Genomic DNA, 23,548 nt, shown 5'->3' on the forward strand with positions numbered 1-23,548 from the left:
GTCGCCGTACGTGCTTTTTTTATCTCCCACTCACCGAGCGACACACCACATGGGCAAACACGAGCGCGGCTGGGTCGAGGCCACGGAGAAGCTGACTGCGCGGCTCGCGAACGGCGCGGAGCCGGACGACGACCTGACGGAGGCGGGCCGACCGGACCTCGCCGAGGCGCTCGCGGACCGGCTCCGGAGCGACTTCCCGGACCGGACCACGATGCGGCACGCCGGCAACTCCTACGACTCGCTCGGGGACCTCGTCGTCGAGTCGGCCGACGGCGAGACGTTCGTCGAAGCCAAGTTCGTCGCCAGCGGCGGCACGCGGGCGAACCTCGGGCAGGACACGCTGACCGATTTCGGGCTGTTCGTCGACGCCACGGCGTGGAGCGACTTCCGCGAGGAGATCGGATTTCCGGAGGACCGCGAGGCGCTCCTCAGGGAGTTCGACGACTACCCGGACGACGTGCGCGACTGGTCGTACAAGTCGGCGGTGTACGACCGCGCGAAACACCTCAAGAACGCTATCGACGTGTCGCGGGGTCAGAACACCGGATCGCGGGCGGACGAGGTGCTCGCGGACCCGAACGCCTCGGAGACGGAGCGGGAGGCGGCACGGATAGTCAACGGGATACTCGAACTCGACAGAGAGGAGAAGCTGGCGTACTTCGATCACCTCCGCGCGGCGGAGCAGGACCCCCGCGCGATCGAGACGTTCGCGCACCTGATCGTCTGCGGGTACCACACCGCCGACGCGCTCCGCGAGCACTTCGACGCGGACCTCGACGAGATCAAGCGGCTGATCGAGACGGACGCCTACCGCCTGTACGAGGTGAACAAAAACACCGGGTCGGTGACCGTCGAGAACCCGGCGGACCTGCTCGCGGGCTTCGAGTGGGAGGACACGCGGGTCGAGATCCCGGAGGACGGCACCTCCGTGAGCGTCGTGACGGGACCGCCGGACGACCGGCGGCGCGTGCTGAACATTGCGTACAACTGGAAGAACAAGTTCCAGGGGATCCAGACGCCATCGATGAACGTGTTCGTGCCCGAGGCGTGAGTCCTCGGAGCGGGATCGGGGAGAGAGTGCCGCCCCGCCGACCCGCACCCTTTTGCGCTCGGACGCTAAGGGTCAGACATGCAACGCGGCCGCCGGAAGCCGGACTGGCTGAAGTCGCGCCCGCCGTCCGGGAGTCGCTTCACCGAGATCAAGTCCACCCTCCGCGACCACGACCTCCACACGGTCTGCGAGGAGGCGAACTGCCCGAACATGGGCGAGTGCTGGTCCGGGCGGGACGGTCCCGGCACGGCGACGTTCATGCTCATGGGCGACCGCTGCTCGCGCGGGTGTAACTTCTGTGACGTCGAGACGGGCGGCATGGAGCCGCTCGACCCCGACGAGCCGGCGAACGTCGCCGACGCGGTCGCGGAGATCGGGCTCGACTACGTCGTCTTAACATCCGTCGATCGCGACGACCTCGCCGACGGCGGGTCGGCGCACTTCGCCGAGACGATCCGCGAGATCAAACGGCGCGATCCGGAGGTGCTCGTCGAGACGCTCATTCCCGACTTCGGCGGCGATCCCGAGGCGGTCCGCCGGATCATCGACGCGGAGCCGGACGTGATCGCGCACAACGTCGAGACCGTCGAGCGGCTCCAGTGGCCGGTGCGGGACCGTCGCGCGAACTACGAGCAGTCGCTCGCGGTCCTCGATCAGGTCGACCGCGAGTCAGACATCCACACGAAGACGAGCCTCATGCTCGGTGTCGGCGAGTACGACCACGAGGTGTACCGGACCCTCGGCGACCTCCGCGAGGTCGGCGTCGACGTGGTCACCTTCGGCCAGTATCTCCAGCCCTCGCGGTCGCACCTCGACGTCTTCGAGTACGTCCACCCCGACGTCTTCGAGACGTGGCGGCGGGTGGCCGAGACGGAGTTCGACTTCCTCTACTGCGCGTCGGGTGCGATGGTCCGGTCGTCGTACAAGGCCGGCGAGCTGTTCGTCGAGGCGCTCGTACGCGAGGGGCACTCGCCCGAGGACGCGCGTCGCCATGCGCGGGCTGCGGGCGGCGACTGAGGCGCGGACCCGGTACGCCGAGACGCGATTCCCGGAACCCGAATCCCTCGACAGCTGTCAGGCGTTTTCGAGGTCTCGACGTTGTTCGAACAGCGAGTTATTTACCTCTCGGTGACTCACCCTGCGTCAGTGAGACGTACACATGGGAACAACTGACTCGTCGATCGTCGACTCCGTACGGGCCCGGCCGGGGCTCCTCTTCGTCGTCCTCCTCGGCGGCCTACTCCTCGTCGACCTCGCGGCGAAACTCGGGGGAGTCGGTCTCGGCCCGATCGGGGGGTCGGTCTCGGTCGATCGGCTCGGATCGAACCTCTGGAACGGCATCGTCATCGGTCTCGTGATCGGGCTGGCCGGGATCGGGCTCTCGATGACGTACAGCATCCTCTCGTTCGCGAACTTCTCGCACGGCGACCTCGTCAGCGCGGGCGCGTTCACGGGCTGGGGCGTCGCGTTCCTGATCGCCGGGTTCGGTGACATACCGATCCGGGCGCTCCTGACCGTCCGCGACGCCGGGAGCGTCTCGCCCGGCGACATCGGAGCGCACATCCTCTCGACGCCCGGCGCGATCCTCGTCGGATTGGTCGCGGCGTTCGTCGTCACCGCGCTGCTCGCGGTGGCGCTTGACCGGGCGTTCTACAAGCCGATGCGCGACCGCGACGGCATCTCGCTGCTCATCGCCTCCATCGGCGCGGCGCTCATCGTCCGCTACCTGCTCCAGTTCGGCTACGGCTCCGACCGGCGGGGCGTGACCGCCAGCGTCGAGCAGTCGAACCTCGCGTTCGGCCCCCTCGGGGTCTCGGTGAACGCCCACGAGCTCACCATCCTCGTGGCTGCGGTCGGACTGATGCTCGCGATGCACGCCATGCTCCAGCACACGAAACTCGGCACGGCGATGCGCGCGATGGCCGACAACAAGGACCTCGCGCTCATCACCGGGATCCCGGCCGAGCGCGTCGTCACCGCCACGTGGATCATCGGCGGCGGGCTCGCGGGGGCCTCCGGCTACCTCTACGTCCTGCTCCGCGGGACGATCCAGTTCGACTTCGGCTGGCTCCTCCTCCTGCTCATCTTCGCGGCCGTGATCTTAGGGGGGATCGGCTCGGTCTACGGGGCCATCGTCGGCGGCCTCGTCATCGGCGTCGTGTTCACCACCTCGACGATCTGGATCCCCTCGGACTTCAACCAGGCCGCGGCGTTCGCCGTGATGATCCTGATGCTGCTGCTTCGCCCCGAGGGGCTGTTCGGAGGTGTTTCGACCGCATGAGTGACGCAAACACGCCTAATACCGCGCCGGACGCCCCCGAGAGCGCTACGGCAGCGGTGATCGAGGCCGCCAAGGAGAGCGATCTCGGACTCGTCGTCGGGACGCTGCTCGTCATCTACGCGGCCGCGGCGCTCCTGTCTTTCACCGACGGCCTCAACAGCGTCGTCGGGCTCATGGAGACGCTGACGTTCCTCGGTCTCGTCTACGCGCTCACCGCGCTCGCCCTGAACCTTCAGTGGGGGTACACCGGCCTCTTCAACATCGGCGTCGCCGGCTTCATGGCCGTCGGCGTGTACACGATGGGGATGGTCGTCCGGTCGCCGGACCCGGCCTTCGGTCCGCCCGGACTGGGGCTGCCGCTCCCGGTGGGCATCCTCGCCGGGATGGGGATGGCGGCGCTGCTCGGGGCCCTCGCCGCGCTGCCGGCGCTCCGGCTCAAGGCCGACTACCTCGCGATCGTGACGCTCGGTCTCTCGGAGATAATCCGCCTCTCGCTCCAGTCGAGCGCTTTCGACACCCTCCTGCGCGACACGATCGGTGCCGGGACGGGCGGCGGTCGCGGGATGGGGATGCCGGACAATCCGGTCCGCGACCTGTTCTTGGTCGACGGGCAGGCGGGGACCCCGACCGCGTTCGGCGACCTCGTCTTCGGGGTGTTCGGGGCCGACGGTCTCGGCATCTCGCAGCCGATCCTCATCGGCTGGGGGTACATCGCCGTCCTCGCCGTCTTCCTCGGCGGCTTCTACCTCCTGCTCGAACGGCTCGGCCGCTCGCCGTTCGGGCGGACGATGAAGGCGATCCGCGAGGACGAACTCGTCGCCAACTCGCTCGGCAAGGACGTGAATCTCGTGAAGATCAAGGTGTTCGTCATCGGCTGCGCGCTGATGGGACTCGCCGGCATCCTCTGGTTCGGCAGTCAGGGCAACGTCTCGCCCACGCCGCAGTTCCGGCCGCTTCTCACCTTCTACGTGTTCATCGCGGTGATCATCGGCGGCTCCGGGTCGAACACCGGCTCCGTCCTCGGCGGCATCGTCTTCGCCGCGGTGCTGTTCGAGGGGCCGCGGCGCGTCGGCGGGGCCATCCGCGGCCTCATAGACGCGGAGACGCCCGGCTCCTTCGCGGACGCGCTCGTCACGCTGGACCCGGTGACGCTCCTCGCGTACGCGACCGAGAACGTCGCGCCGCTCCAGTTCGTCTTCCTCGGACTCGTCTTGGTGTTCATCATCCACCGACGGCCGGAGGGGATCCTCGGCGACCGGATCGAGACCGCCGCGGCCGTCGACCTCTCCGAGCGGCCCGCAGGGGGTGAGTCCGATGAGTAGCGACGCGCCCGACGCGGACGAGGTCGCCGGGTCCGTCGACGTCGCCGACGCAGAGGAGGTCGCCGAGTCGGTCGACGCCGCGGCCGCCGTCGACGAACCGGAGGCGAACGACAGCGAGGTCGAGGAGGCGGCGAAACACGTGCCGTCCGGGTCGCCGCCGCTCCGCGTGGAGGGGCTGGTGAAGCGGTTCGGCGGCGTCACCGCCGTCGACGGGGCCTCCTTCGAGGTCGAGTCCGGGTCGCTCACCGGGCTCATTGGCCCGAACGGCGCGGGGAAATCGACCACGTTCAACTGTATCACGGGCGTCCACGAGCCGACCGCCGGAAAGGTGTACTTCGAGGGCGAGGACGTTACGGGGCTCAAACCGTACCAGATCGCGCGGAAGGGGCTGGTCCGGACGTTCCAGATCGCCCGCGAGCTCTCCGAGATGACCGTCTTGGAGAACCTGATGCTCGCGCCGCAGGGGCAGCTCGGTGAGTCCGCGATCCGTGCCGTGACGCCCGGCCTCCGGAGCGCGGTGATCGAGGAGGAGACCGCGCTGCGCGAGCGGGCGTGGGAGACGCTGGAGTTCTTCGAGATCGACCACCTCGCGCACGAGCACGCGGGGAACCTCTCCGGCGGCCAGCGGAAGCTGCTGGAGATGGCCCGCGTGCTGATGACCGACCCCGAGATGGTGCTGCTCGACGAGCCGCTCGCCGGGGTCAACCCGACCTTGGAGGAGAAGCTCTTAGACCGGATCCACCAGCTTCGCGCGGACGGCTACACCTTCCTGCTCGTCGAACACGACATGGACGTCATCATGAACAACTGTGAACGCGTCATCGTCATGCATCAGGGCAGCGTGCTCGCCGAGGGGACCGGCGACGAGATACGGAACGACGAGCGGGTCATCGAGGCCTACCTGGGGGAGGACCTATGACCGCCGACGCCACGGACGACGCCCGAGCAGCGGACGCGGAGGCGGACTCGAACGCGGAGACCGAAGCCGATCCGGAGACCGGAACTGACTCGGACGCCGACGCGACCGCCGGGACGACCCACGCGATCGACGGCGACGCGATACTGCGGATCCGCGATCTGGACGCCGGCTACGGCGACCTCCAGATCCTCTCGGACGTGGTCCTCGACGTCGCCGACGAGGAGTACGTGACCATTGTCGGCCCCAACGGGGCCGGCAAGTCGACCGTGATGAAGACGGTCTTCGGACTCACGACCCACATGGGCGGCACCGTCGAGTTCGAGGGCGAGCCGATCCACGGGCTCGCGCCCGAGCAGATCATCCGCGAGGGGATCGGGTTCGTCCCGCAGAACGACAACGTCTTCCCCGGACTCAGCGTCCGCGAGAACCTCGAAATGGGCGCGTACATCCTCGACGAGGTGCCCGAAGACCAGATCGAGGCGGTCTACGACCGGTTCCCCATCCTCCGCGAGCGCAGCGAGCAGAAGGCGGGGACGCTCTCGGGCGGCCAGCGGCAGATGGTCGCGATGGGGCGGGCGCTCATGCTCGACCCCGATCTGCTGTTGCTCGACGAGCCGTCGGCCGGACTCGCGCCCGACCTCGTCTCCGACATGTTCGACCGGATCGACCGGATCAACGAGAGCGGGACGGCGGTGCTGATGGTCGAGCAGAACGCGAAGGAGGCGCTCCGTCGCTGCGACCGCGGCTACGTGCTGGTGAACGGCGGGAACCGGTACACCGACCGCGGCGACGTGCTGCTCGCCGACGAGGACGTGCGGCGCGACTTCCTCGGGGGATAGGCGGACTGCTACTGCGGAGATGTCGCCGATCGGCTTCCGGTCGCCGAAATCCTAGCCGCTCGGCGGTACGCGGTCACCGACTTGAACACGACCGCCGAAGCCCCAGCCGTGAGGACTCCCGCGGCTCGTTGCGCTCCTCGCTCGCGTTGCTCGCTGCGGTGCTTACGTCGCCGAGGAGCGTCCTCGCGGCTGCCCCTTCGATTCCCGCCCCGCACCGCACAGCACCTCACGCCTCCCCAGCCTCGTCGACCGGTCTCCGCTTCGCTCCGACCGGTCGACTCCCTCGCGCGGTGCTCTCGCCGGCGGCTCCGCCGCCGGCTGTCCGAGGGACCTTCGGTCCCTCGCTACTCGCGGTCGCCGCTGGCGACCGCTCGGAGGCACACGCCACCGCACCGTCTCCCGGGTGAAAAATCGGAGAAAAACTCGGTTCGGACGGACGCCTACTGGTTCAGCACGCTCGACCACTGGCTGGTGTACGTGGCCTGATTCGGCTCGAAGGAGACGCGCTGGTCGATGGTGCCGTCGCGCTCCTCGAAGGCGTTCACGTACGACTCTTCGAGCGACTGGCCGTAGGCGTCGTTGAGGTACAGCGTGCCGGAGGTCGACGCGCCGACGACGTCGCCGACCGCCAGGTCGGCCATCGCGGGCCCCTGAAGCAGGTCGGACGGGGCGGTCCGGAAGATGTAGCCGTTGTCGTCCAAGTCCGTGACGTTCGGGTCCGTCGAGGACGGCGAGATGCCGACGACGCCGTTCGGGATGAACACCTGATCGGACACCTGAAGGTTGACGTTCGAGGAGGCCGGGCCGACGACCGCGCCGAAGCCCGCGTTGACGAGGGCGTTCGCGCCGGAGATGCCCGCCTGCGGGTCCGTCTGCGTGTCCTCGACGCGGGTCTCGACGTCGACGTTGAGGCCGGCGTCGTTGACTTGCGTGGCGGCCAGCAGCGCGCCGTCGCGGATCGGTCCGCCGAGCGGGCCGAGGTCACCGGTCTCCGGCATCAGTACGCCGATGCGAGCCGTGAACGAGTCGACGCCGACCGGGTCCGCGGCCGTTGCGTTCCGGTCCTCCTCGGAGAGCTCGTTCCCGAACTCGACGGTGTCGAGGGTGACGAGTTCGCCGTCCTGGAAGTCGGTGATGTCGTACGCGGCGGTGGCCATGTCGCCGTTGACGTCGAAGTTGACGCTGGAGGACGCGCCCACGTAGTGGACCGGGTCGCCGGCGGCGACCGCCTCGACCGCCTCGGGGAGGTTCGACGGGCCGAACTCCTCGCCGCCGGGGTTGGCGACGGTGCGGACCCGATCGCGGATCGCCTCGCCGTTGTTCTCGCCCGCGGCGGTGGCCGCGAGGATCTCGACCGCCATGGCGTCGTACGCCTGCGAGGTGAACACGCCCGGCTCCTCGTCGTACTCCTCCTGATACGACTCGGCGAAGAAGTCGGCCCCGGGACCGCCGGCCGACGGTGCCGTGCCGATGACGTTGTTCATGTCGTTGTCGACCTCGCCGGGGAGGTCGCCGTCGATCAGTCCGTCGGGAACGATGATGTCGAGATCCGGCGCGCTGTCGGCGAACTCCGAGTAGAAGTCGCGGAACAGCTGGATGCCCGACTGCGGGAACCCGACGACCATCACGGCGTCGGGAACGGATCCGGAGTCACCGCCGTCACCGCCGTCGCCGCCGTCGGAACCGTCTCCGCCGTCGCCGCCGTCCATACCGTCGCCGCCGTCGGAGCCGTCGCCGCCGTCGCCGCTCTCGGTCGAGCAGCCGGCGATCCCCGCGATACCGACCGCGCCGGCACCTCTGAGTACGTCGCGTCGCTGGATTCTTCGCGTCATCCTGTGAGCGTATACCATACGAGCCGTTATAAGTGTATCCACGGCCACAAATACGACACCGCCGGAATCTGAACGCCCCAGACCGGGTTCAATCCGGTCTACCACAGTTCTACAGCGGGTCCGCTCAGCGGCGATCGAGCGCGAAACGGATTTCGTTCCACAGGCGTGACAGGAAGAGCGTACGTGACAGCTGTTCCGCCGTCGCCGTCGTCGCGGGCGCGGCTCCCGCGTCTCAGTACCCCTGCGCGTTTCCGTCCTTCCGGGGCTCGGTGGCGGCCGAGAGCACTCCCTTCCGGTTCCGGGTGATCTGCGCGCCGCCGAACATCACCGGCGAGAGCGTCCGCACGTCGTGGTCCTTCCGGACCAGTTTGGCCGCGGCGTCGTCGTCGAAGTGCGGTTCGAGCGCCAACTCGCCGCTCTCGCGGTACCGCCACCGCGGCTCGTCGAGCGCGCGCTGGAGGGGCATGTCGTAGTCGACGATATTCGAGATGACCTGTACGTGACCCTGCGGCTGCATGTATCCGCCCATCACGCCGAACGCCGCCCAGTCGTCCTCGTCGAACTTCACGACACCCGGGATGAGGGTGTGGAAGGGCCGCTTGCCGGGTTCGAGCGCGTTCGGGTGGTCCGGGTCGAGCGAGAACGACGCCCCGCGGTTCTGGAGGGCGATCCCCGTGTCGCCGGCGACGAGGCCGGAGCCGAACCCGGCGAACCGCGAGTTGATGTAGGAGACGACGTTGCCCGCGTCGTCCGCGACGGTGAGGAGGACGGTGTCGGCGTCCTCGGCGTTCGCGTTCGGCACGCCGAAGGAGACGTCGTGTGAGGCCGTTTCGCCCACGCCCGCGGCGCGCTCGGTCGCCCACTCGCTCGACGCGAGCGGGGGGATCTCCTCGTAGTCGGGGTCGGTGATGTAGCGGTGGCCGTCGTGGAAGGCTCTCTTCAATGCCTCGGCGAAGTAGTGGACGCGCTCCGGCGAGTCGTAGTCGTACTCGCCCGCGCCGAGTTCGGCGGCGACGTTGAGCGCCTCCAGAGCGATCAGTCCCTGATTGTTCGGCGGCAGCTCGTACACCTCGGCCCCGTTGTAGGCCGTCGACACCGGCTCGGGCCACTCGACCTCGAAGTCGGCGAGGTCGTCGACGGTCATGAACCCGCCCTGCGACTGGACCTCGTCGGCGATCGCCTCGGCGATCTCCCCCTCGTAGACCACGTCGGCCCCCTCCTCGGCGATCGTCCGCATCGACTCGCCCAGACGCGGCATCGTCACCGTCTGGCCGACGCTCGGCGGCTCGTCGTCGAACAGGTACGCCTCGCGGGCGTGGTCGTCGGTGAACAGCGCGTCGGCGCTCGCCCAGTAGGAGGCGATGACCTCCGACACCGGGTACCCCTCCGTCGCGTAGCGGATGGCGGGCGACAGCGCGTCCGCGAGGCTCAGTCGGCCCAGCTCCTCGACGGTCGCCTCCCAGCCCCGGGCCGTCCCGGGGACCGTGACCGCGTGCGGGCCGTAGAAGGGCATCCCCGCCTCGCCGGCGTCGTCGACCGCGTAGCCGCCGTCGTCGGGGTAATAGGAGTCCGCGTCGTCGTCCTCGGCGAGCGCGGCGCGGACGTTCTCGATCGTCGCGTCGGCGGGCGCGCCGCCGCATGAGCGCATCGCGCCGACGTCGCCGTCGGCGGTCCGGTAGAGCGCGAACACGTCGCCGCCGAGTCCGGTCGAGGTCGGCTCGACGACGTTGAGCGCGGCCGCGGTGGCGACCGCGGCGTCGAAGGCGTTGCCGCCCTCGCGTAACACCTCGATCCCCGCCTGACTCGCGAGCGGTTGACTGGTCGCCACCACGCCGCGTTGACCGTACACGGTCGACCGGCGAGACGTGAATCGGTCTAAGTCTGGCTCCATACACACCCGTGCGGCGGCCGGGAGAATAAAGCCCCGACCGGATGTGTCCGGTGTCGATCGCGCGTCCCCGTCCGGTGTCGGCCGGTCGTCACTCCTCGAACTCGGCGTAGTGACGGATGAGTCCGCACTCGGGACACATCACCGTCGTCAGGTCCTTCCGCTCGTTCATCCCGAGTTTGCCGAGCAGCCCCGTCCGCTTCTCGCCGGTCCTGACGTGCGCGTTCCACGCGTCGCCCATGCTGAACTCGACTTCCTCCATCGTGACGCCGCAGTCCGGACAGCGGTGATCCATGGACGCGGAGTCGCGCGGCGACCTGAAAACGATTGGCTCGGTCGTCACCCACTTTGGTCGAAGTTTGAACAAGCGCTAAAGGCTCCCACGCCGTCTGTTCGGGTATGTACCGACGACGAGCGCTGGCGCTCGCCGGCGCGGCCGCGGTCGGCTCGCTCGCGGGGTGTGCCGGCAGCGGCGGCTCCGGCGGGTCCGGCGGCGAGGGAGGGCAGTCGCTGCGGGCGCACCCGGCCGCCGCGGGGCTGGACGGACTGCCGCGTCGCGGGGCGCTGGACGGACACGCGGTACTCACCTTCGAGGACCCGTCCTGTACCCGGTGTCGGGCGTTCCACGAGGAGGTCGTCCCCCAGATACGGTCGAACATCGTCGAGCCGGGAGCCGGGGCGTACGTCCTCCGAACCTACCCCGTCGTCTACCCGTGGGGCGAGCCGGCGACGCAGGCGCTCGCGTCGACGCACGCGCGGAGCGAGCCCGCCTTCTGGTCGCTGCTCGACCGCTACTTCGCCGAGCAGGACCAGTTCGACGCGGACAACGTCCTTGACCGAACGGAGGCGTTCCTCGACGCCGAGACCGACCTCGACGGCGGCGCGGTCGTCGCGGACGCCGCGAGCGAGGCCCACGACGAGGCGGTCCAAGACAACCTCGACGCGGCCGACGCCGCCGGTCTCGGTCGGACCACGCCGGTCGTCCTGCTGTTCCGGGACGGGGAGTACGTCACCTCGGCCAACGGGAGCGTGAGCTACGACCTCATCGCGGAGACGCTCGGGGTCGACGGCTGATGGGGGCGCTCGGCCGCGGCGTGCGGCTCCCGACGGGGCGCGAGGACCTGCGGCTGATGGGTCGGACCGCGCGGCTAGTCTTGACGCTGCCGGCCTACGCCGCCGTCGCGGTCCTCGCGGCCGCCCTCTCTTTGACGGCGTTCGTGGTGTCGCTGAACGTCGGGTTCGTCCTCGACGTCGTCGTCGGCGGGTCGCTCCCGCTCGGGAGTCGGCTGACGATCCTGATCGAACTCTACCCCTTCGTGGGCACCTCTTTCGGTCCCGCGCAGGGGAGCCTGCTCGTCGTCGTGGCGCTGTTGACCGGCCTGGACGTCGCGATGGCGACGTACCACTTCCGCGAACACGGGCTGGACCTCCAGCAGGGCGGTGCCGGTGCCGCGGGCGTCATCCTCGGGACGCTGGGGGCGGGCTGTGCGGCCTGCGGCTCGGCGGTGTTGCTCGGGCTGCTCTCGCTTCTCGGCGTCTCGACCTCGCTGCTCTTCCTCCCGCTTGACGGGCTGGAGTTCGCGCTGGGGGCCTTGGTCGTCTTGACCCTCTCGATCTACTGGCTCGCCGACGGGATGCGGGGCGGGGAGATCAACGGCTGCCCGGTCGACGTGTAGTCGGGGCGCTCGCTCGTCGCTCGGTCGCGCCGACCCGCGTCCGCGTGGAGTGTGTGTCGTGATCGCTGGGCAGCACGCAGCCGTAGTTCGATTGAAAGAGGCCTCGGTACTCATAGGGCTCGTCGCCGCCGGGTGCCGAGTCCGGCTCGGAGCGGTGGATCGTCATCGGCCGCTCGTCGGTAGCAGCGGCGACGCCTAAAAAGACCCGACCGCGTCGCGTCCCGGTCGTCGCCGCGTCAGTGCGACGAGCCGGCGTACGCGTTCCAGCGGTCGGTCCCGTTCGCGATCCGCCGAGTGTCCGACGGGTCGAACGTCCCCGCCGCCTGTGCGACCGCCTCGGCGGCGGTCGGCAGGTCGTCGGTCGCGTCGTCGTCGGTCGAGTTCGTCGATGGACCCGATTGGTCGGTCGCCGGTTCGGTCTCCGTCGCCTCGCGCGTACTCGGACCGCCGGGACCGGCCGTCGTCCCCGCCGTCGAGCGTGCGTCAGTCGTGTACTACGGGCGGCACGTCTCACTCCATGGGCGTATCCTTCATAATTGTTTATGTTGGTGTGAGGATCGCCGCGGGGAGGGGAGTCACGGCGGCCCGGCCCGCCACCGTCAGAGCGTTCGGTCACCGGAGGGGGGGTTCGGCCCTACCAGGCCGACCACGCGGTGAGGCTCTCGTCGCGGGCGTACACCCGCTTGAGGTCCTTCGCGTAGGCGAGGTCGCCGGGGTGGTCGAGCTTCTCGTGGCGGTACTCGGGGGCGTCCTCGCGGATCTGAAGCCCCTCGACGGTGAATTGCTCCTCGCCGAACTCGACCGTCTCGTCGACGACGAACTCGTAGTCGCCGGGGACGTTCACGCGCAGCGAGCGCGTCTGGTCGGCGTCGCCGTCCTTCGGGTGGAGCGTGACGGGGACCGCGACGTTGTCGACCGCGCGGGTCCACAGCGTCTCCACGTCGGTGATATCCGCCTCCTCCACGCGCTCCTCGGGACCGAGTTCGATGTCCGTGATCCGCACCTGCATCAGCGCGTCGTCGGTGTCGACGACGAACTCCTCGCCCGCGGCGACGTCGCCGTCGGCTGGGACGTCCATCCGCGTCGTGAACGAGTCGCCGTCCTGCGAGACGACGATCGTCACGGAGACGGTCTCCGCTTCGGGGATTTCGGTCTTGTGCGTGTGGTCGCACTCGGTACAGCGAACGGTGGCCTGCCCGCCGGGTCGCAGGACCTCGTGAACGGTCGGCTCAGAGGGGGAACACGAGGGACAGGGGAGACCGACGCGGTCTCCGGACTCGATATCGCTCATTACGCCGCCGTACCCGCCGCGGGCGTAAATATCCGCCCCTGTGGTGCCGGTGTGGGCCGCGCTCGCGTGGCGCGCGGTCGCGCCGCCGCGGAGAGCGTGACGCGCCCGAGCGGTAAGGAAACTGGTTTACCGGAGTCCGGAAAACCCACGCCCATGATCGTACCCGGGTCCAGCTCGCAGCTGCTCGCGGCCGCGCTCGCCGAGGAGACGGGCCGGGCGCTCGCGACGCCCACCTACGACCGGTTCCCGGACGGGGAGGGGCTCGCCGCGGTGCCCGACTTCGACGGCGACGAGGCCGTGATCGTCGCCGCTACCGACTCCGACGAGGCGTGGGTCGAACTGCTCCAGCTACAGGACGCCGTCCGCGAGGCGGGCGCGGCCGACGTGACGACCGTGATCCCCTACATGGGCTACGCGCGACAGGACGCGTCGTTCGGCGACGGCGAACCGGTCTCTGCCCGCGCGATGGCGAAGGCCATCTCGACCGGCACCGACCGCGTCCGCCTCGTCAACCCCCACGAGGCGACCGTCGCCGACTTCTTCGACGTTCCCGTCGAGACGGTCGACGCCGCGGGCGTCCTCGCCGGTCCGCTCCCGACCGACCTCGCCGACCCGCTCTTCCTCGCGCCCGACGAGGGGGCCGTCGACGTGGCCGCCACCGTCCGCGACGCCTACGGGGCCGGCGTGACGGACTACTTTGAGAAGCACCGCGACCGCGAGACGGGCGAGATCGAGGTGTCCCCCTCCGACGCCGCCGTCGCCGACCGCGACGTGGTCGTCGTTGACGACATCATTGCGACCGGGTCGACGATGAGCGAGTCGGTCGCCGTCCTCACCGACCGCGGTGCCGCGCGGGTCCTCACCGCCTGCGTCCACCCGGTCCTCGCGGCCAACGCGGTGACGAAGCTCCGCGCCGCCGGTGTCGACCGGATCGTCGGCACCGACACCGTCGAGCGCGGCTGTAGCGTCGTCAGCGTCGCGCCCGTCGTGGCCGACGCGCTGGACGCGGCCTGATCAGTCGGTCGTCCCCGACGAGTCCGTCTCCGCCCCGCCGACCCGCCGTATCTCCTCCGCCGGATTCCCGCTGACCACCGTGCGCGCCGGCACGTCGTCGACGACGACCGCTCCGGCCGCGACGACCGCCCCGTCGCCGACCTCGACGCCGGGCGTGATCACCGCTCGCCCGCCGACCCAGACGTCGTCGCCGACCGTCACCGGCTCGCCGAACTCCTCGCCCGTCGCTCGCTCGTCGGGGTCGATCGGGTGCGTCGGCGTGTAGACGTGGACGCCCGGGCCGAGCAGGCAGTTCTCTCCGAACGCGATCGGCGCGGCGTCCAGGAACACGCAGCCGTAGTTCGCGAAGAACCCGTCGCCGACGCCGACGTTGTACCCGTAGTCGCAGCGGAACGGCGGCTCGACGACCGCGTCGCCGCGGACCTCGCCGAACAGCTCCGAGAGGAGCCGCTCGCGCCGGTCGACCTCGGTCGCGGCGGTGGCGTTGTACCGGCGGCAGCGGTCGCTCGCCCGTCGGCGGTCGGCGGCGAGCTCCGGGTCCGTCGGGTCGTACGCCTCGCCGGCGAGCATGCGCTCCTTCTCTCGTCCCATACGCCTCGCGGCGCGGCGAGCGACAAAGGGCTGTCCGTCTCGGGGGAGGCGACCGCGACGGCGGGCGGCGGTCGGGAGGCGGTCCCTCAGACGATCTTCATCATCCGCGTCTCGAACTTCCCGACCCGGACCCGGACCCACCCCGCGAGGTCGGCGTCGAGTTCGGGGTCGTCGGTGTCGACGCGGAGCGCGCGCACGTCGTCGAGCTTCGCCCGGGAGGCGACGATCCGGAGCTCACAACGTCGGATCACTGCCGGCGAGATCTGGGGGTTGCCGCGGCCGAAGACGAACCCCTGCCCGCCGATGGGCGAGACGACGATGACGTTCTCCTCGCCGAGCGCGTCGAGTATCTCGGCCTCCGTCGCGTCGCGGGCGATCACCTCGCTGTCGCGCCACACGTCGACGCCGATCGGCGACGGCTCGAAGCCGAGTTCGTCCTTGATCGCCCCGACGGTCGATCCCGGGCCGAGGACGAAGGTGACGCCCTCGCCGTCGCGCTCGCGGACGTCGGCGGCGACGCCCTCCGCCAGCGACTCGACGGTCCCGCTCGCGGTCTGTTTCGACGACTGGAGGTCGTCCGCGACGGGGACGTGCGCGACCCCCCGCAGCTCCGGGTGAACCTCCCCCTCGCGGTAGGCGTCCTCGTCGATGTCCATCACCTCGCGGCGCTCGGTCCGGGAGAACGACGCCGCGACCTCGGCGGCGTCCTCCGGCGACACCGCGAACACCGACGAGTACACCTTCACGCCCGCGGGGACGCCGAGCATCGGCACGTCGGTCCCTTCCAGCGCCCCCGCGACGTCCGCGGCGGTCCCGTCGCCCCCGACGAACAGGACGAGGTCGACGGGGTCGCTCTCCGCCGTACCGTCCCCAGTGCCGTCGATCCCGGCGAACGCGCGCACGACCGCAGCCGTGTGGGCCGCGGTCGTCTCCGTCGGTTCCGGCGTCGCGCCGTCGAACGGGTCGACGACGCGGACCGGTTCGAAGCCGGCCTCGCGGGCGATCGACTCGCCCATCGGATCGGCGGCGACGGAGACGCGCGTCTCGGGGGCGACGGCGGCCAGTCGGTCGAGCGTCCGTTTCGCCCGGTTCGGGGCCCGCGGCTCCGCGCCGCGCTCCACCGCCTCGGCCACCTTCCCGTCGGTCCCCTTCAGCCCGACGCGGCCGCCCATCCCGGCGACCGGGTTCACCGCGATCCCCACGTGCATGCCAGAGGGTCACCGCGCCGGCCCCTTAAGCGAGACGCGTCGGACCGGAGCGGGGCGGCGTCGCGCGTCGACGGCCCGCCGGATCAACTGATAAAACCCCCCAACACCCGGACACGGGAACCAACCGGTGCCCGCCCCTCGGACGAAACGCCGATGGAGTGAGCCCGCCATCGGCGTGCGAACTGCTCGTCTCACCGGGACTGGATCCCTTCCGTGGGAGCTGCCACACGCCCATGCCGCCCAGTTCCGTTTCGGACCGGCGGGACGCGGCGTCGCGATCTCACCCCCTCCTGCCCGCGGGACCGAACCGCGGTCGCGCGCCGCCAGTCGCCCGTCCGCCAGCGTTCGCCCCGCCCGAAAATCAATGCTTAAGACACCGCCAGAACAATCTCGGCCCATGATCCTCGAAGCCGCCGTGACGGAGCCGCTGCCGATCGCCGGGACCGCGGCCGCGGTCCTGCTCGCGAGCCTCGCCCTCGTCGTCGTGTGGGTCGCGTACCTGTACCGCTAAACCGCGCTTTTCTCCGCCGCAACCGCGCTCTTCTCTATCGTAACCCCCCGTCTCCCACGAGCGCTCAGCCCGTTCTATTGTCGACTGGCTCCGCTTATTCCGCCGCCGACTCCCCCTCCACCGCGTCCGCGTGGTCGCGGACCCACGCGGCCGCGCGCTCGACCTCCGCCTCGCTCTCGCCCGTGATCTTCACGGTCACGACCGCCCCGGGATACGAGCCGACGCGCACGTCGAACCGCTCGCGCAGTTCCGCGACCCGGTCGAGCAGCTCGCTCTCGGGTTCGTCGACGTCGACGGTGGCGACGTGCGTCCGCGTCCCGGAAAACTCGCCTTCGACCGACTCGAACATCGCCTTCATCTCGCTCGGGACGCCCGGGAGGACGTAGACGGACTCGACGACGGCACCGGGAGCCACCCCGGCCTCGTTCGGGAGCGGTCGGCAGTCGACGGGGAGGTGGGTCGTCTCCGCCGCGAGGTCGCCGCCGCTGTACCCCCGTTCGGCGAGCCACGCCGCCGCCTCCTCGTTCTCCTCGACGCCGCGCCCGAACGCGGCCGCGACCGCTTCCATCGTCACGTCGTCGTGCGTCGGTCCGAGCCCGCCGGTGACGACCACGGCGTCGTACTCTGCGTGGTACTCGTTGACTACTCTCGCGATCTCGGCGACCTCGTCCGGGACGACCGTCACGCGTCGGACGCTGACGCCCCGGGCGTCGAGGCGGTCGCAGAGCCAGGTCGCGTTCGTGTTCTCGGTGTCGCCGACGAGGAGCTCGTCCCCGACGGTGACGACGGCGGCGTTCATACCGTCTCAAGCGGCGCGCGGTAGAAAAGGACCGCGGCGCGGGCGTGCGGGTCGGCTCCGGTGCGGCCGGGTCCGTCAGAGCCAGCCGTCGTCCTCGTCGCCCTCGTCGCCCTCGTTGACGCCCAGTCCGAGGTCGCGTCGCTGCTCCCGGAGCGCCTCCAGCTGCCGCCGGAAGTAGAGCACCCCCGCGATCGCGGCGATCACCGCGATGACGAGGATGACACCGAACACCAGTAGGTCGCCCTCGCGGTACGACTGGACGACGACCGACCCGCCCGTCACCTCGTCCCAGACGATCCGGTCGCGGTCGCCGACCGTCTCGACCGCGTGGTCGCGCGGCGACACGTGGCCGACGATCGGAGCGTCCGTGCTGAAGCCCGGCGGGAGCGTCACGGCGTACGACCCCTCGACGTAGGCGCGCATGGTGAACCGGCGCGGCGATCCCTCGCCGGAGAACGCGAGCCTGCCGCCCGCCATGTCGTCGGCGAAGCGGATCCACGTCTCGTCGGTCGTCCGCTCGACCTCGCCGCCGCGAGCGCGGAACTCGCTCCCGTTTACCACCTCGCCGTCGGGGTACTGATACCGCAGCGCCTCGAACGGCATCGGCTCGTCGCCGGAGTACGGGGTCTGCCGGAACAGCCGCAGCTCCTCGCGGTCGCCGACCGCGTACACGGCGGTGTACGTCGAGTCGGTCGAGAGGGTGAACGCGGCGTCCCGGTCCGTGTCGAAGTCGTACTCGCGGGGCGGCTCGGCGTCGAGCGTCTCGTTCGTCACCTCGCCGCCGCCCGTCGCGTAGCCGAGACAGCCGGCGCTGACCGCGAGGAGGGTGACCGCCGCGATCGCGAGCGCGAAGCGTCGGTTCACGTGTTCAGCTCACCTCAGACGACACAGCGCATCTCGGCCGGGAGGTACGAGCCGATCGCCGCGAGCAGCCCCGGCGGGTCGGTCCCCTCCGCGCAGACGATGCTCTGTTCCAACAGGCCCAGCCGCTCGACGGTGACGATGTCCTGGGCGTGGCCCGCGCGGTTCACCGTCGCCCGCGTCTCGCCGCGGGTCGCGGAGTTGACGTTCACCCGCCCGTCGCCGCGCTGCCAGTCGTACAGGCGGTCGCGCTCGGGGTCGGCGAGCCGGGACGGCTCCGCGTCCGGGTCGCCGGGGTCGCCGTAGACGAACCGCATCGGGAGGTGCTGGACGAGCCCGAACCGCTCGACGACCTGCTGCGGCGAGCCGACGCCGAGGCCGAGTTCGTCGGCTGCGACGAAGACCTCCGTGCCGGCGTCGAGAGTGAACCCGTCGTCGTCCCACGATTCGAGGGTGCCGACGTACGTCTCGCCCGACTCCAGTCCCCCGTCGTGGGCGACGATCTCGCCCCACGTCTCCGCGAGGACGTTACGCGCGACCGGCGCGTCCTCACCGGTCACGTCCACCTGAACGAAGCCGTCGTCGCGGACGCCGACCTGCCAGTCGACGTCGAGCTCGCCGACGTCGTTGGCGACGAGCGAGTTCATGCCGTCGAGCGCGCGGTCGCGGGCGTCGCCCTCGACGTAGCACTTGGTTGCGAGGACGACCATCAGCCGGTCACGTCCACGTTGAGCTCGTCGCGGAGCTTCCCGATCCGCTCGTCCATCGCATCGCGGAGCCGGTCGTTGTCCATCGCGTCGAGCGGCGAGCCGCACTCGGGGCACTCGAAGCCGAAGTCCATCGCCTCGCCGAACTCGAAGCGGATGGAACACACCTCACAGAGGTAGAACTCGTGGGTGCGCTCGTACTCCTCGCGCTCCTCTAAGGCGTCGAGCAGCCGGTACATCTCCTCTTGGAGGTTCTCCGGGATGTTGTCGTAGTGGAACGTCCACAGGTACGTGAGCCACCCGGAGTCCTCGTCGCGGACGCGGCGGTACGTCGCCAGGTCGTTCTCGTACAGGATGAACAGCGCGCGCCGCACGTCGTTGAGCTCTAATCCCAGCTCCTCGGCCAGCTCCTCGTCGGTGACCTCACCGTCGGGCGGCGCGGCCGCGACCGGCATCCCCGTCGGCCCCACCAGCTCGTGGAGGTACTTCTGGATGACGGGGTCGTTCAGTAGATCCTCAAAAGCCATTACAGGAATCTGGTGGCGGAACCCGGTTAAAAGCTCCGAAAGGCGCGGTCACGATCGATCTGTCCCCGGAAAAGATCGCCGTCCCGGACCGCCGGCGATCGACCGCTGGGTCCGGCAGAGCTTTACGCGCCGTGGCTCACACTCGCTGGTATGACCGACTCGGTCGACGGCGGCGGGCGTCGTGTGCTCGGTGCCGTCGCGCTCCTCGCGGTCCCGGTCGTGTTGGCGGGGGTGCCGCTCGTTCCGCTCGCCGCGCTGCTCGGCCCGGGCGGACTCGGAGTCTTCCCGGTCGGCGCGCCCGGCGGGCTGCTCGCGGCCGCCGTCGTCGGGCCCGTCGCCGCCGCGCTCCTCGGACCGGTCCTCGTCGACCGACGGATCGCGCGGCTCCCCGACGCCGACCTCGACGACCGCCGCGCCGAGTTCGTCGCCGACCGCGTCGAGCGGCTCGCGGCCGACGTCGGCGTCGACGCCCCCGAGGTGACCGCGGTCCGCGCCGACGCCGCGAACGTCGCCGTCGCGGACGGCTACCGCGGCTCCCGGCTGGTGGTCTCGACGCGGCTGCTCGGGCTTCCCGAGGCCGACCGCGACGCCGCGCTGCGTCACGCCCTGATCAGGCTCCGGACCCGGCAGGCGCTGCTCACGACCGCGACGCTCCCGGCGCTGGCCGCCGTCGAGACCGCGGCCCTGCTCGCGACGCTGCTCGTGGGCCGCCGCGGCGACCGCACCGCCGCCGACCGGCGCGTCAACCGGATCCACGGGTACGAGCCGGACCGCGAGCGCGTCCCGTCGTGGGCCTACGTGGCCGCCGGGGCCCTGCTCTGGCTGGCGCTCCTTCCGGCGTGGCTCCCCGCGACGGTCGGCGACCGGCTCTCCGTCGCCGGCGGGCGCAGCGCCGCGGACGCGCTCGTCGCCCGGGCCGGGACCGAGGAGCGCGAGGGGCTCGGGAACGCGGTCGCGTTCGCCAGCGACGCCGCGGGCGCGGGCGACTGGCCCCCGCTTTTGGACCGCCTCTCGCTCGTCTCGATGGCCGACGCCGAGACGGGTCGCGTGCGGGGAACGAGCCGTCAGGAGGCGCGCACCCGGCTCGCGCGGCTCCGGTCGAAGCGGGTGCTGTAGGGTTCAGTCGAAGCGGGCGCTGTAGCTCCCGATCGTCTCGGTTCCCGCGTGGCAGCCGCCCCCGGATCAGGGGTGCGCCGGAACTTCCATCCGAACGGTCGTCCCGTCCCCGCCGGTCTCGACGTCGAACTCGCCGCCCGCCTTCCCCACGACCCAGTACATCAGCCAGATCCCGAGCCGGTCGGCGTGGGTCAGCGACGTCTCGCCCACCTCCAGCACCTGCATCTCGTGGTCCGGGATCCCCGGGCCGTCGTCCGCGATCTCGACGACGACCCACCCGTCCGAGCGGCGCTCGACCCGCACGTGGACGGAAGGGCTCGCCGCGTCGTTGTGTTTCACCGCGTTCTCGATCGCCTCCTCGACCGCGACCGTCAGCCCGACGACCGTCACGTGGATCGGGTCGCCGTCGGGCAGCGACAGCGTCACCGTCGCGTCCGGGTAGCGGCGCTGCGTCCGGTCCCGCAGCTCGACCAGCTGCTCGGCGAGGTCGATCGGGACGTCTGACTCGCTCTCGTCGAGCGTCTCGTTGACCTTCCGCACGGCCGACGCGATACCCATCAGATCCTCTGCGGTCTCGGAGATCACCGCGAGCGACTCGCGTGCCGACTCGTCGTCGATCTCGCCGCGCAGGAGGTCGGCGTACCCCTCGATCAGGTTCATTTTGTTCCGCAGGTTGTGTTTGAGCACCCGCGTCATCACCTCCAAGCGGCGCTCACGGATCTTTCGGTCGGTGATGTCGGTCTGGAAGCCGACGAAGTGGGTGACGGTCCCCTCGTCGTCACGGATCGGCGATATCGTCACCCGGTTCCAGAACTTCTGCCCGTTCGCCCGGTAGTTGAGGATGTCGACGGCGACGGGGCGCTTCTCGGCTATCGCCTCGCGGATCGCCGCCCGCGGCTCCGCGGTCGTGTCCTCCCCTTGGAGGAACCGACAGTCCTCGCCGAGCTTCTCCTCGCCGTAGCCGGTCATCTCCTCGAACCCGCCGTTGAGGTAGACGAGCGGGTTGTCGTCCCCTTCGGTCGCCGCCGCGAGGGTGATACCGACCGGCGACTCGTCCATCGCCCGCTCCTTGAGCCGCAGCTCGTCGACGGTCTCGGAAAGTTGGACCGAGGTCGACCGGCGCTCTATCAGGTTCTCGATCCGCGAGACGAGCCCCCGGCGGCTCGTCGGCAGCTCGATCACGTCGTCGACGCGGTCCCACGCGCGCTCTTTCGCCGCCGATCCGGTGTCTCCGCTCGCCAGCAGCGCAAACGGGAGGAACGCCGGATCGGCGCGTTCCCGCCGCGGCTCGATGCGCTCGCGGACGCGGTCGAACCCGGCCTCGTCGAGGACACAGCAGTCGAACCGCTCGTCGAGCGCCGCCGCCTCGCTGGCGGCGTCGACCGCGTACCGGTCGCCGAGGGCGTCGACGAGCAGTTCGCGGTCGCGCCGCCGTTCGACGAACAGCAGCACGCGGGCGTCGTCGTCGGGCTCGGGCGACGTTGCGGGCCCGGACGCTCCGACGCGCTCTCCCGAGTTCGGCCCCATCTCCCTTCGAACGACGACCCACATCCACTAAGAGGTACGGAAAATTCGGGTCCGCGACCGGCACTCTCGACGCGGGGTGACCGTCACCCACGCTTATGTCGGTCGTCGCGCACAGAGAAAACATGGCACCGTCGCTATCCGACCGACTCTCGACCGGTATCCCTGGGCTCGACGAGATCCTGTCCGGGGGACTCATTCGAGAGCGAAGCTACATGATCCGCGGGCAGGCGGGGAGCGGGAAGACGATCCTCAGCCTCCACTTCCTCGCCGCCGGGGTCGAGCGCGGCGAGACGGTCCTGTTCATCAACCTCGAAGAGGACCTGAGCGACCTGAAGGCGAACGCCGAGGCGCTGGGATTCGACACCGACGCGATCGAGTTCCTCGATCTGAGTCCCGGCGCGGACGTGTTCACGGAAGACCAGTCGTACGAGGTGTTCGCCCCCGAGGAGGTCGAACGCGAGCCGATCACGGAGCGGATCGTCGAGGGCGTGACCGCGGTCGACCCGGACAGGGTCGTCGTCGACCCGCTGACGCAGCTCCGGTTTCTCATGTCCGACGACTACCAGTTCCGCAAGCAGGTCGTCGGCTTCATGCGCTTCCTGAAAGACCGTGACGCGACGGTGCTGTTCACGGTTCAGGACACCGAGTCGCTGCCGACGGACGACCTCGAGTTTGTCACCGACGGCACGATCCGACTGGACACGGCGGGGTACGGCAAGACGATTGCCGTCCCGAAGTTCCGCGGGTCGTCGACGCAGGGAGGGGAACACGCCTACCGGGTCACCGACGCGGGCGTCGAGGTCTATCCCGCCTTACAGCCCGGCGAACACGCGGTCGAGTTCGACTTCGAGCAGATCTCCTCGGGCGTCGACGAGGTCGACGCGCTGCTCAACGGCGGGATCGAGCGGGGGACCGTCAGCATCGTGAGCGGACCGACGGGCGCGGGCAAGACCACCCTCTCCACGCAGTTCATGCGGGAGGCGGCCAAGCGCGGCGAGCGCTCCGTCATCTACCTGTTCGAGGAGAGCGAGGAGACGTTCCTCTCCCGATCGCGGGCGATCGGCGTCCCCGTCGACGAGATGATCGAACAGGGGACCCTCCAGGTGACCGAGGTGGAGGCGTTAGAGCGGTCGCCACAGGAGTTCGCGCGGATGGTCCGCGAGGAGGTCGAAGCGAGGGACGCGAAGATCGTGATGGTCGACGGCATCGCCGGCTACCGGCTGACGCTCCGCGGGACCGACGGGACGATGCTCCAGCAGATACACGCGCTCGGCCGGTACCTCAAGAACATGGGGGTGACGACGATCTTCGTCGACGAGACGCGCAACATCACGGGGGAGTTCCAGGCGACGATGGAGAACATGAGCTACCTCGCGGACAACATCATCTTCCTGCGGCACATCGAGGTGGAAGGCGAGCTCCGGAAGGCGATCGGCGTGTTGAAAAAGCGGACGAGCGACTTCGAGCGGACGATCCGCGAGTTTCGGATCACCGACCGAGGGATCGAGGTCGGCGAGCCGATGTCGCAGCTCAGCGGTATCCTGAGCGGTGCGCCGGAGGCGGTGGACCGAGACCCGGACTGAGGACC

At 70.0% G+C, this 23,548-nt stretch carries 22 protein-coding genes; 11 read left to right on the plus strand and 11 right to left on the minus strand.

All coding sequences use genetic code 11. The features are described from left to right. Positions 1–49: 49 nt before the first annotated feature. The 6 genes from QOL69_RS01670 to QOL69_RS01695 all read left to right on the plus strand — a co-directional run bounded on the left by QOL69_RS01670 (position 50) and on the right by QOL69_RS01695 (position 6,412). Positions 50–1,051 carry a hypothetical protein gene (locus QOL69_RS01670; protein WP_283401785.1) on the plus strand — a complete coding sequence of 334 codons (1,002 nt, stop codon included), beginning with the start codon at positions 50–52 and terminating at the stop codon, positions 1,049–1,051. Positions 1,052–1,129: 78 nt separating this feature from the next. Further along, positions 1,130–2,068, plus strand: coding sequence for a lipoyl synthase (gene lipA / locus QOL69_RS01675; protein WP_283401786.1), 939 nt, complete (start codon positions 1,130–1,132; stop codon positions 2,066–2,068). 142 nt (positions 2,069–2,210) lie between these two features. Next, positions 2,211–3,332 carry a branched-chain amino acid ABC transporter permease gene (locus tag QOL69_RS01680; protein ID WP_048077603.1) on the plus strand — a complete coding sequence of 374 codons (1,122 nt, stop codon included), beginning with the start codon at positions 2,211–2,213 and terminating at the stop codon, positions 3,330–3,332. Continuing rightward, positions 3,329–4,654 (plus strand): branched-chain amino acid ABC transporter permease, encoded by a 1,326-nt coding sequence (locus QOL69_RS01685; RefSeq protein WP_283401787.1) that lies wholly within the window; start codon positions 3,329–3,331, stop codon positions 4,652–4,654. Before QOL69_RS01680 ends, QOL69_RS01685 begins: the two co-directional genes overlap by 4 nt. Continuing rightward, positions 4,647–5,573 (plus strand): ABC transporter ATP-binding protein, encoded by a 927-nt coding sequence (locus QOL69_RS01690; protein WP_283401788.1) that lies wholly within the window; start codon positions 4,647–4,649, stop codon positions 5,571–5,573. The genes QOL69_RS01685 and QOL69_RS01690 overlap by 8 nt, the downstream gene beginning before the upstream one ends. Next, positions 5,570–6,412, plus strand: a complete 843-nt coding sequence (locus QOL69_RS01695; protein ID WP_228841081.1) for an ABC transporter ATP-binding protein — start codon at positions 5,570–5,572, stop codon at positions 6,410–6,412. The genes QOL69_RS01690 and QOL69_RS01695 overlap by 4 nt, the downstream gene beginning before the upstream one ends. Positions 6,413–6,852: 440 nt before the next feature. Here QOL69_RS01695 and QOL69_RS01700 read toward each other — a convergent pair whose 3' ends face one another. From QOL69_RS01700 to QOL69_RS01710, 3 genes are all read right to left on the minus strand, one after another. After that, the gene (locus tag QOL69_RS01700) at positions 6,853–8,244 is read right to left on the minus strand and encodes an ABC transporter substrate-binding protein (protein WP_283401789.1); all 1,392 of its coding nucleotides are present in this window, start codon (positions 8,242–8,244) and stop codon (positions 6,853–6,855) included. Between the two features lie 232 nt (positions 8,245–8,476). Then, positions 8,477–10,135, minus strand: coding sequence for a gamma-glutamyltransferase family protein (locus QOL69_RS01705; RefSeq protein WP_283401790.1), 1,659 nt, complete (start codon positions 10,133–10,135; stop codon positions 8,477–8,479). An 88-nt stretch (positions 10,136–10,223) separates the two neighbouring features. After that, complete coding sequence (locus QOL69_RS01710) at positions 10,224–10,427, minus strand: hypothetical protein (protein ID WP_283401791.1); 204 nt, start codon at positions 10,425–10,427, stop codon at positions 10,224–10,226. Positions 10,428–10,531: 104 nt separating this feature from the next. Between QOL69_RS01710 and QOL69_RS01715 the strand changes: the two genes are divergently transcribed. Both QOL69_RS01715 and QOL69_RS01720 read left to right on the plus strand, forming a co-directional pair. Then, the gene (locus QOL69_RS01715) at positions 10,532–11,206 is read left to right on the plus strand and encodes a DsbA family protein (RefSeq protein WP_283401792.1); all 675 of its coding nucleotides are present in this window, start codon (positions 10,532–10,534) and stop codon (positions 11,204–11,206) included. Continuing rightward, positions 11,206–11,808 carry a hypothetical protein gene (locus QOL69_RS01720; protein WP_283401793.1) on the plus strand — a complete coding sequence of 201 codons (603 nt, stop codon included), beginning with the start codon at positions 11,206–11,208 and terminating at the stop codon, positions 11,806–11,808. Before QOL69_RS01715 ends, QOL69_RS01720 begins: the two co-directional genes overlap by 1 nt. 634 nt (positions 11,809–12,442) lie before the next feature. Here the strand turns inward: QOL69_RS01720 and QOL69_RS01725 are convergent. Then, a complete protein-coding gene (locus QOL69_RS01725) occupies positions 12,443–13,099 on the minus strand; it encodes an HVO_0476 family zinc finger protein (RefSeq protein WP_283401794.1) in 657 nt (218 codons plus the stop codon). Between the two features lie 153 nt (positions 13,100–13,252). Here QOL69_RS01725 and prs point away from each other — a divergent pair, with 153 nt between their 5' ends. Beyond that, positions 13,253–14,113 (plus strand): ribose-phosphate diphosphokinase, encoded by an 861-nt coding sequence (gene prs, locus QOL69_RS01730; RefSeq protein WP_283401795.1) that lies wholly within the window; start codon positions 13,253–13,255, stop codon positions 14,111–14,113. Here prs and QOL69_RS01735 read toward each other — a convergent pair whose 3' ends face one another. From QOL69_RS01735 to QOL69_RS01760, 6 genes are all read right to left on the minus strand, one after another. After that, on the minus strand, positions 14,114–14,704 hold the full coding sequence (locus QOL69_RS01735; protein WP_283401796.1) for a maltose acetyltransferase domain-containing protein: 591 nt from the start codon (positions 14,702–14,704) through the stop codon (positions 14,114–14,116). An 86-nt stretch (positions 14,705–14,790) separates the two neighbouring features. Then, complete coding sequence (locus QOL69_RS01740) at positions 14,791–15,912, minus strand: ATP-NAD kinase family protein (RefSeq protein ID WP_283401797.1); 1,122 nt, start codon at positions 15,910–15,912, stop codon at positions 14,791–14,793. A gap of 605 nt (positions 15,913–16,517) precedes the next feature. Further along, the gene (locus QOL69_RS01745; protein ID WP_283401798.1) at positions 16,518–17,222 is read right to left on the minus strand and encodes a competence/damage-inducible protein A; all 705 of its coding nucleotides are present in this window, start codon (positions 17,220–17,222) and stop codon (positions 16,518–16,520) included. Positions 17,223–17,297: 75 nt separating this feature from the next. Further along, on the minus strand, positions 17,298–18,086 hold the full coding sequence (locus QOL69_RS01750; protein WP_283401799.1) for a DUF5803 family protein: 789 nt from the start codon (positions 18,084–18,086) through the stop codon (positions 17,298–17,300). Between the two features lie 14 nt (positions 18,087–18,100). Continuing rightward, positions 18,101–18,793, minus strand: coding sequence for a DUF2110 family protein (locus QOL69_RS01755; RefSeq protein ID WP_283401800.1), 693 nt, complete (start codon positions 18,791–18,793; stop codon positions 18,101–18,103). After that, positions 18,793–19,317, minus strand: coding sequence for a transcription factor TFIIE subunit alpha (locus tag QOL69_RS01760; RefSeq protein ID WP_006630446.1), 525 nt, complete (start codon positions 19,315–19,317; stop codon positions 18,793–18,795). Before QOL69_RS01760 ends, QOL69_RS01755 begins: the two co-directional genes overlap by 1 nt. A 150-nt stretch (positions 19,318–19,467) precedes the next feature. Between QOL69_RS01760 and QOL69_RS01765 the strand changes: the two genes are divergently transcribed. Beyond that, the gene (locus QOL69_RS01765) at positions 19,468–20,433 is read left to right on the plus strand and encodes a hypothetical protein (protein WP_283401801.1); all 966 of its coding nucleotides are present in this window, start codon (positions 19,468–19,470) and stop codon (positions 20,431–20,433) included. Positions 20,434–20,499: 66 nt separating this feature from the next. Here the strand turns inward: QOL69_RS01765 and QOL69_RS01770 are convergent, their stop codons facing one another. Further along, on the minus strand, positions 20,500–21,960 hold the full coding sequence (locus tag QOL69_RS01770; RefSeq protein WP_283401802.1) for a PAS domain-containing protein: 1,461 nt from the start codon (positions 21,958–21,960) through the stop codon (positions 20,500–20,502). A 122-nt stretch (positions 21,961–22,082) separates the two neighbouring features. Between QOL69_RS01770 and QOL69_RS01775 the strand changes: the two genes are divergently transcribed. Next, positions 22,083–23,543, plus strand: coding sequence for an ATPase domain-containing protein (locus QOL69_RS01775; RefSeq protein ID WP_283401803.1), 1,461 nt, complete (start codon positions 22,083–22,085; stop codon positions 23,541–23,543). Positions 23,544–23,548: the final 5 nt, after the last annotated feature.

The sequence above is a fragment of the Halorubrum sp. DM2 genome, from assembly GCF_901686465.1.
GTDB lineage: Archaea > Halobacteriota > Halobacteria > Halobacteriales > Haloferacaceae > Halorubrum.